Origin of the sequence: Variovorax sp. WDL1 (genome assembly GCF_001541225.1) — a bacterium.
Lineage (GTDB): Bacteria > Pseudomonadota > Gammaproteobacteria > Burkholderiales > Burkholderiaceae_C > Variovorax.
The window spans coordinates 28,421-36,846 of the sequence record NZ_LMTS01000177.1 but is presented as its reverse complement, the minus strand read 5'-3'; the positions used below and the strand labels follow the sequence as shown (position 1 = coordinate 36,846).

The window sequence follows — 8,426 nt, the reverse complement described above, 5'->3', positions numbered from 1 at the left end:
CCCCCGCCGATGATCACGATGTCTTGGCTTGAACTCATGGGTGGTCTCTCGTTGTCGGGGGCCGCTCGCCCCCATTCCAGCTTACGCGGACAGCTCGGGCGCCGATGCCGCATGGGCCCGCATCGGGAATTGTCCTTCAGCATCCTCGCCGCCTCGTCACCTTCGCCTGGGACATCCTTCGGAAGCAGGATCCCACCATCGGGCTCGACGCGCGATCCAGATGCCGAGTGCGGCGGGAAGAGTGCGCGCCCAGGGCGCGTCGCCGCAGGATGCCAGCATTGACTGATGCGACGCCACGGCTCATAACCCGAAGATGGACCTCCATCACCCCCTGTTCCAGAGCCTGCTGCTGCCGCTGCTCGTCGCGTTCACGGTAACGGGCATGCTGCGCGGCGCGCTCGGCGGCGTGCAGGGGCGGCGCTGGGCTGCCGCGGGCGTGGCCGTCGCCATCGTCGGCGCGGCGGTGTTGCTGCTCGGCTGGCAATTGCCGCCCGGCGCGCTCACTGAGCGGCTGCCCTGGATCTACGCCGCCGCCGCGCTGGCGGGCCTGGTGCTGGAGGCGCTGCATGCCAGCCGGCGGACCGAGTGGCTGGCTGCCGGCCTCCTGTGGGCGCTGGCCCTCGCGACCCTGGCCGCCAAGCCCCTGCCGCTGATGATCGGCCTCTGGCTGCTCGGCCTGGCCGTGATTCGCGCCGTGCTGCGCGAGCACGCGGCCCGCGCCGACGCCGCCGCTGTAATCGTGATCGCCAGCCTCGGCCTGGCCGCCATCGCCATGCGCTCGGGCTCGGCGCTGCTCTTCGAGTCGAGCCTGGCCCTGGCCGCAGCGGTTGCAGGCGGCGCGCTGTGGCTCTGGCCTTTCGTGCGGATTGCCTTCGGCGCGAGCGGCGCGATCGTCGCGGTGCTGGCCTGGCTCGCCCTGATGCTGGCCACGGCGCTGCTGACGGAGGCCCGGCCGATGGCGCTGCTGCTCCTGGCTGGCGCCTTCACGTCCGGCCCGCTCGTGCGGTGGGTGCGGCGGCGCCTGCGACGCCCGCCTGGACCCGCCCGCACGACCGCCAGGACCTGGGTCGAGCCGCTGATCGTCGCTGCCGTCGCGCTCGTCTGGGTCGCCGCCGCGCTCGCCCTCGCACAGGGCAGCGCTTCGGATACGCCAGGCGCTACCATGGACGACCCCTACTACAAGCCCAGGTGGTGAATGCCCGCAACCTGCCTCCACCCCTGATGCGAGTCCCACCCGCGCTGCACGGCACCGATGCGCTGTGGCCCCTGTGCCTGGAGATCGTGCGCCATCGCCGCGGCCTGGGCCCCCAGCCGGCACCCGATGCAAAGCGGCCGTTCGCCTGGGATCCATCGCGCGGCTTCGCGCTTCGGGAGGATGCGTGGGACGCGCAAGCCGTCGAGCTCTTCGCGCTGCTCAAGCCCGTGCTCGACCGCCCACCGGAAAGCAGTGCCTGGGTAATCGGCCAGCTCGGCCAGAGCCTCGACGGCTGCATCGCGACGCGAGGGGGCGATTCCAACTTCGTCAATGGTCCCGAGGTGCTGGTTCACCTGCACCGGCTGCGAGCGCTTTGCGACGCCGTGATCGTCGGCGCCGGCACGGCTGCCATCGACGACCCGCAGCTCACCACGCGCCGCGTGGCGGGTGAAAACCCGGTGCGGGTGCTGATCGACCCTTCGCTGCAGTTGCCGGCGACACTGCGCGTGCTGTCGGACCGGCAGGCCCCCACGCTGCTGGTCTGCGACGCGACGCGCGCGGACGAGGCCGCCCGGCACATCGGCGCCGAGCAGGTACTGGGCGTGCCCGGCCTGATGAAGAACGCCGGCGGCCCACCCGACCTGCGCGTGCTGCTGCGCGCCTTGCAGCAGCGCGGCCTGCGCGTACTCTTCGTCGAGGGCGGCGGGATCACGGTCTCGCGCTTCATCGCACAAGGATGCATGGACCGGCTGCACCTCAGCATCGCGCCGGTGCTGATCGGCAACGGGCGGCCGGGGCTGTCGCTGCCGGGGAGCACGGCGATGCGCGATTGCCCGCGGCCGCCTTCAAGCGTGTTCCGCATGGGGGCGGATGTGTTGTGGGACCTTGATCTGCGGGCGGCGAATTCGCCGTCTTGAAGCCCTGGACTGGCGACCACAGGCTACGGATGTGCTGGCGTTTGCACTGGTGCTGGTTCCTGTAGCCCTGAAGAATCTTCTCGACACACGAGAGCGCCTGCGCAGCTCAGGGAAGAGCCAGGAGGTCCACATGCCCCACATGCAGGCGACTGCGGGCAACCGACGCCCGTCGCTGCGTACACCATGCTTGTACAAGCGCGTGCGCGCTCGGACCCTGTTCCAGCGCAGCGCTGCCCATGCCGTCGATCATGGCCTGCAGCATGGTCATCTCCTCGATGTGCCAATCGCTGCGCGACCGGGTGAGACCGTAACCCAGGGCAGCCAGTTGAGCTGCCGCCATCGCCGGGGCTTCGCAGCCGAGCGCCGGGCCGAAGCCCTTGTCGCGCCGCTGGTGCGCCGCAAACAGTTGGTGGACGGCGTCATCCTCTTCGACAACGGGCTCCCAGCTCACGCGCCCATCGACGCTGAGCGCGAAGAACATCGCCGCGCTCGTCCTTCGCACTCGCTCGAACAGTGCGTCGAGCCAGGATACGGAGACCAGGTCCAGCAGCGCCGCGGCGGTAACGAGCTGCGCGTCTGCAAAAGGCAAGGTCTCGAGCGTGCCTGCGAGATCGGCGCGGTGCCATCGCACCTCTGCATTCCAATCAGTCCCATCGATGCGAAGGCACTCGGCGCCCGCATTCATGGCCAACCCCTGCGCGCGCGACCACGCCACGAAGACGCCGGGCAGCGCAGCCAGCAGCCGCGGATCATGGTCGACCAGAAGCCAGCGCTGCGCACCGCCCAAGCAGGGCGCGAGCGCGCGCAGATTGGCGCCGGTGCCGCAAGCCAGGTCCAGCACCTCGAGCGGACGCGCATCGCGGCGCATCCGTCTCGCCATGCCGCGCAGGTCCAGCGTCGCAGCCGATCCGGCACGCGCCGCAAGATCGAAGGGTTCGCGCAGTGCCAGCCAATCGGCGCTGAAGGCTGTCATGGCGAAGCCGCCTGCAGTCCGAAGCCTGTCAGCGCCGATGCAAAGCGCGCGCTGCTTTGCGCCCAGCTCGGCAGGCGGCTTCGAGCGGCGCGCGCGCCGGCGCCAAGCTGCGCACGCCAGGCAGCGTCTTCCATCAGTCGCTGCAGCGCGGCACGCAGTTCGACGACATCGCCGGGCGTCACCAGCATGCCCGCCGCATCCGGCACGGTGTCGGGGATGGCCCCGGCGCGGGTGCTGATCACCGGCAGCCCATGCGCCAGCGCCTCGGCCAGCGCCATGCCATAACCCTCGTGGAAGGAAGGCAGCACGAAGGCGTCGGCCTCGGCGTAGAGCGTGCGCAGGCCCGCCTCGTCCCGCTCGCCGTGCAGCAGCACGCGCTCGCGCAGGCCGTGGGCTTCGATGGCCTGCACGAGCGCAGACGTGCAGGCGGCGTCCATCGCCAGGCTGCCGGCGCAATGCAGGACCCAGCGCCGATCCTTCAATCCGGCCAGCGCCTCGACCAACAGCGCGTGGCCCTTGCGCGGTGTCACGGTCGCGACGCACAGCAGCGACAAGGCATCGCCGCCCGAGCCCGTGGCCAGCGGCGCCGGGTCGGTGCCCGGCTCGACCACGACGATGCGCTCGGCCTCGACATCGAAGTCCGCCAGCGCGCGTGCCGTCGACGGGCTGGTCACGATCACGCCGCGCGCATGGGCGAGCGCACGCCCCTCGCTGTCGAAAAGCGCTTGGCGCCGGGCGGCCTCCAGCCCCGTTTCGAGGGCCAGCGGATGGTGGACCAGCGCGACCCAGTCCAGCCGCTGCGCATGCTGCCGCACGAGGTCGGGCAGCACACCGAAAGCCAGGCCATCGACAACGGCCAGCGCGCCATCGGGCAGCGCCTCGACAACTTGCGCTGCGCGCGCCAGCGCGGCGGCCTCCGGCGCCGGGTAGCCCTCGCCCAGCGAGAGCACCTCGACCGACCAGTGCCGCGCACGCAAGCCTTCGATGATGTGACGGTCGTAGACATAGCCGCCGGTGCGGGTGCCGAGGTCCCCCGGCACCAGGAAGCTGCACCGGCCCGAGCCCGTCAAAGCGCCGCCTCGTAGGCCGCCCATGCCACGTGCGATTCGTTGAGGCGCACGCGCATGGCCGCCAGTCCGCTGGCATGCGGGCCGAGCTCGCCGGCCGCGATGCGCCCGGCCACGCGATCGAAGATCACGCGCGCCATGAATTCGGTGGTGGTGTTGCGGCCCTCGAAGGCCGGGTCGTCGTCGAGGTTGCGCAGGTTGAGTTCGGCCAGCACGCTTCGCAAGACCTCGGTGGCCCGCGCGATGTCGACCACCATGCCGTCGGCATCGAGCTCGGCGCGCCGCAATTCCACATCGACCACATAGGTCGCGCCATGCAGGCGCTGTGCGGGACCGAAGGCTGCGCCGCGGAAGCTGTGGGCGATCATGAAATGGTCGCGGACGTTGACGCTGTACATGGTTTCCTTGCGATGGGAGTGAGCGAAGAATTCAGGGGTAGTCGATGCGATGGCACAAGGTCTGCGGCGCGCCCGCGGCCAGGCGTTCCAGCACCGCGGGCAGCTCGTCGAAGGGCGCTGCATCGGTCAGCAGCGCATCGAGCGCCGGGTCGCGCAGCAGCGCCAGCGCCAGCGCCAGCCGGCGGCCATGGCTCCAGCGCGCCCGCTGCGGCAGCGCGACATGCCCGACCTGCGAACTCCTGAGCGTGAGCCGCCGCGAGTGGAAGGCCTCGCCCAGCGGCAGCGTGACGGCCTGCCGGCCGTACCAGCTCATCTCCAGCACCGTGGCCTCGAAGGCTGCGAGCCGCAGCGCGGTGGCCAGCCCCTCGGCGCTGCCGCTGGCATGGATGACCAGGTCTGCATCGGGACGCGCGCGCTGCGGGCTCGCGAAGACGAGGCCCAGCCGCTCGGCCACCGCTCGGCGCTCTGTATTCGTGTCGATGAGCTCGACCTCGCAGCCGGGCACGCGTCCGGCCAGCCAGGCCGCCAGCAGCCCCACGACGCCCCCGCCCACCACCGCGATGCGATCGCCCACGCGCGGCGTCGCATCCCACAGCGCGTTGACGGCCGTCTCCATGTTGGCTGCCAACACGGCGCGCGCAGGCGGCAGGCCTTCGGGCAGCGGATGCACCGCCTCGGTCGGCACCACGTAGCGGGCCTGGTGCGGATAAAGGCAGAACACCGTGCGCCCCAGCAGCGCCTGCGGCCCCTGCTCGACCACGCCGACGCTGGCATACCCGTACTTGAGCGGCGCGGGGAAGCGGCCCTCCTGGAAAGGGGCGCGCATGCGCTCGTACTCGCTCTCGGGCACCTCGCCCCGAAACACCAGCAGCTCGGTCCCGCGGCTGATGCCGCTGTGCAGCGCGCGCACCAGCACCTCTCCCGGGCCCGGCGCGGCCAGCGCGGCCTGTCGCAGGGCCGCGCGGCCCGGCGCCTCGACCCAGCAGGCCCGGGACTCGCCCGGGGCGACGCGAGATGGATTTGCTGGCATGCTCCTTGGGGTCGTCCGCCGGCGGCGGGCGATTCGTGTTCGGCAACCGATCTTAAGACCATGCTCACGCGATCCCCTGATGCACCTGCGCCCGGCGCGGCGCGCCTGGCCGCGCTGCGCCGCGATGCCTGGCGCGAGGCCGTGCCCTGCTTCCTGTTGCTGGCGGCGCTCGCCGCCTTGCTGGGGCACCTGGGAGAGTTCGGTCCCTGGTTCCAGATCAAGTCGCTGGCCGTGTTCGCCACGGCCTTCGCGCTGGTGCTCGCAGGCCTCGCCGCGCACGCGCCGAACACGCGCTTCGGTGCCGCCAACCGGGTGACGCTGGCGCGCCTGGCGCTGATCGCGATGCTGGCCGCGCTGATCGGCGAGCCGGGCGACGACGCCGTGGCCTGGGGCAGCATCGTGGTCGCCACCAGCGCCGCGCTGCTCGATGCGCTCGACGGCCCGCTGGCGCGCCGCGGCGGCCTGGCCAGCGATTTCGGCGCGCGCTTCGACATGGAAACCGATGCGCTGCTGGTGCTGGTGCTGTCGCTGCTGGTCGTGCATTTCGGCAAGGCCGGCGCCTGGATCGTGGCAGCCGGCCTGATGCGCTATGCCTTCGTGCTGGCTGCCCGGCCCTGGCCCTGGCTGGCGCGCGCGCTGCCGCCCAGCGGGCGGCGCAAGACGGTGTGCGTGGTGCAGATCACCAGCCTCATCGTGTGCCTCGGCCCGGTCATCACGCCGCCCTGGAGCCGTGCCCTCGCGGCCGCAAGCCTCGCCCTGCTGGCGGCCTCCTTCGCGATCGACATTGCCTGGCTGCTGCGCCATCGACACCTTCCACCGGAGACTGCGACATGAAAGCTCCCGCTGTCCGCACGCTGTGCGCGGCCTTCCTGCTGACGCTCGCCGCGGCATCCGCCCGCGCGGAGCCTGCGCGCTACGAGCTCGATCCCGAGCACCTCACGGTGGGCTTCCTGGTCGACCACCTCGGCTACGCCAAGGTGCTGGGGCTGTTCCGCGCCGCGCGCGGCAGCTATAGCTTCGACGAAGCCACTGCCGCGCTCAGCCAGGTGCGCATCGAGATCGATACGCAGAGCGTGTTCAGCAATTTCGCCAAGCGCGACCAGCACCTGAAGAGCGCCGACTTCCTCAACAGCGCCGAGTTCCCGCGCATGGTGTTCACCGCCGCCAATGCCAAGCGCACCGGCGAGCGCACTTTCGAGATCGTTGGCCAGCTCGAGCTGCTGGGCCGCACCCAGCCGCTCACGCTCAACGCAACCTGGAACAAGAGCGGCCCCTCGCCCATCGACAAGGCCTACATCATGGGCGTCTCGGCGCGCGGCAGCTTCAAGCGCAGCGCCCACGGCATGCGCTACGGCGTCGACAACGGCTGGGTCGGCGACGAAGTGGCGCTGATCATCGAGTTCGAGGCCAGGCGCAAGTGACCACCATGCGCCGGCCCTCGACCCCAGCCGCGGGCGGGGGCGGTTGGCTGGCGCGCTTTGCCTTGCCGCTGCTGCTGCTCAATGCCCTGCTGACGCTGGAGAACCACGGCCCCGGCCTGTGGCCGCGGCCCGCACTGCGGCTGTCCTTCGAGCTGGTGGTGGCACTGCTGGCGCTTGCGGCGTGGGTCGCCCGGCGCGGCCGGCCCGGCACCGGCGCGCTGCGCATGCTGGCCGCCGCGAGCAGCTTCTGGATCGTCGCGCGCTACCTCGACGTCACAGTGTCTGCCGTGTTCGGCCGCCAGCTCAACCTCTACTGGGACAGCCGCCATGCGCTGGAGGTACTGCGCATGGGGGAGTTCCCGGCCTGGCAGATCGGCGTGGGGGCGCTGGCGGTGCTTGCCGTGCCGCTGCTGCTGTACGCGCTGGCGCTGCACTGCTGGCGCGCGATTGCGCAGGCCCTCGCCTCGCCGCGCCCAAGACCGGGGATAGGAATGGCCGGCCTGTTGCTCGGCGCCTGCTTCGCCGCAAACGGCATCGGCGGGCGCGACACGCGCTGGTTCTTCTCCATGCCGGTGGCGCCGATCCTCACCCACCAGGCCGGAGTGCTGGCGGGCCAGCTGCTGCCCGGGCAGGCCAGCGCGCGCCTCGCGCCCAGCCCCGACTTCGCGCAGGGCAGCCTCGCCGGCCTGCGCGGCGCGGACGTGCTGTTGCTCTTCGCCGAGTCCTACGGCGCCACCACGCTGGACGATCCGCGGCAGGCCGCCGCCCTCGCGCCGCAACGCGCGGCCTTCGCGCAGGCGCTTGCCGCCGGCGGACTGCAGGCGGTGTCGGCACGCGTGCGCTCGCCTACCTACGGCGGCGCGTCATGGCTGGCCCATGCCGAATTGCTGAGCGGCGTAGGCATGCAGGATCCCGGCGCCTACGAGCTGCTGCTGGCCACGCAGCGGCCGACCCTGGTGCGCCACTTCCAGGCCAACGGCTGGCGCACCGTGAACTGGATGCCCGGCCTGCAACGGCCCTGGCCAGAGGGTCGCTTCTACGGTTTCGATCGCTATGGCGACGCCGAGCGCATCGGCTACCGGGGACCGGCCTTCGGCTACTGGCGAGTGCCCGACCAAGCCTCCATGGCGCTGCTGCATGCGCAGGAGCTGGCCGCCCCGCCCGCCGAGCGCGAGCCCAGGTTCATGGTGTTCGCGACGCTCGCGAGCCATGCGCCCTTCCGGCCGTTGGCGCCGTATGTGACGGACTGGGACAAGCTCACGGGCCAGGAGGCCTACACCCCGGCCGAGCTGGCGCGATCGCTGGCCGCGCCGGTCTCCTGGCAGGCGCCGGTGCCGGCCTACCTCGAATCCCTTGTCTACACCTTCCGGTGGCTGGGCAACTACCTCGAGCACCGCGCGCCGAGGCAGCTGCTCACCATCGTGA

9 protein-coding genes are annotated in these 8,426 nt (G+C 71.5%); 5 read left to right on the top strand and 4 right to left on the bottom strand.

Annotation, left to right across the window (positions count from 1 at the left end; translation table 11 throughout):
- Positions 1-313 precede the first annotated feature (313 nt).
- On the top strand, positions 314-1,195 hold the full coding sequence (locus APY03_RS25105) for a hypothetical protein (protein WP_068681197.1): 882 nt from the start codon (positions 314-316) through the stop codon (positions 1,193-1,195).
- A gap of 26 nt (positions 1,196-1,221) precedes the next feature.
- Positions 1,222-2,112: a RibD family protein gene (locus tag APY03_RS25100; RefSeq protein ID WP_180988640.1), complete on the top strand. Its 891-nt coding sequence runs from the start codon at positions 1,222-1,224 to the stop codon at positions 2,110-2,112.
- A 106-nt stretch (positions 2,113-2,218) separates the two neighbouring features.
- On the opposite strand, the gene APY03_RS25095 is transcribed toward APY03_RS25100, so the two are convergent.
- The 4 genes from APY03_RS25095 to APY03_RS25080 are packed head-to-tail and all read right to left on the bottom strand — an operon-like array spanning position 2,219 to position 5,580.
- Positions 2,219-3,085: a class I SAM-dependent methyltransferase gene (locus APY03_RS25095; protein ID WP_068681193.1), complete on the bottom strand. Its 867-nt coding sequence runs from the start codon at positions 3,083-3,085 to the stop codon at positions 2,219-2,221.
- Positions 3,082-4,179, bottom strand: a complete 1,098-nt coding sequence (locus tag APY03_RS25090) for a glycosyltransferase family 4 protein (protein ID WP_068681191.1) — start codon at positions 4,177-4,179, stop codon at positions 3,082-3,084. Before APY03_RS25090 ends, APY03_RS25095 begins: the two co-directional genes overlap by 4 nt.
- Positions 4,152-4,550, bottom strand: coding sequence for a 6-pyruvoyl trahydropterin synthase family protein (locus APY03_RS25085; RefSeq protein WP_068681189.1), 399 nt, complete (start codon positions 4,548-4,550; stop codon positions 4,152-4,154). Before APY03_RS25085 ends, APY03_RS25090 begins: the two co-directional genes overlap by 28 nt.
- A gap of 31 nt (positions 4,551-4,581) precedes the next feature.
- Entirely contained in the window at positions 4,582-5,580 is a 999-nt protein-coding gene (locus APY03_RS25080) for a zinc-dependent alcohol dehydrogenase (protein ID WP_068681187.1), read from the bottom strand.
- Positions 5,581-5,640: 60 nt separating this feature from the next.
- Between APY03_RS25080 and APY03_RS25075 the strand changes: the two genes are divergently transcribed.
- The 3 genes from APY03_RS25075 to APY03_RS25065 all read left to right on the top strand — a co-directional run.
- Positions 5,641-6,414: a CDP-alcohol phosphatidyltransferase family protein gene (locus APY03_RS25075; RefSeq protein ID WP_068681185.1), complete on the top strand. Its 774-nt coding sequence runs from the start codon at positions 5,641-5,643 to the stop codon at positions 6,412-6,414.
- Positions 6,411-7,001 carry a YceI family protein gene (locus APY03_RS25070; RefSeq protein ID WP_068681182.1) on the top strand — a complete coding sequence of 197 codons (591 nt, stop codon included), beginning with the start codon at positions 6,411-6,413 and terminating at the stop codon, positions 6,999-7,001. Before APY03_RS25075 ends, APY03_RS25070 begins: the two co-directional genes overlap by 4 nt.
- Positions 7,002-7,006: 5 nt before the next feature.
- A partial coding sequence (locus APY03_RS25065) for a hypothetical protein (RefSeq protein ID WP_232324392.1) occupies positions 7,007-8,426 on the top strand: 1,420 nt, incomplete at its 3' end.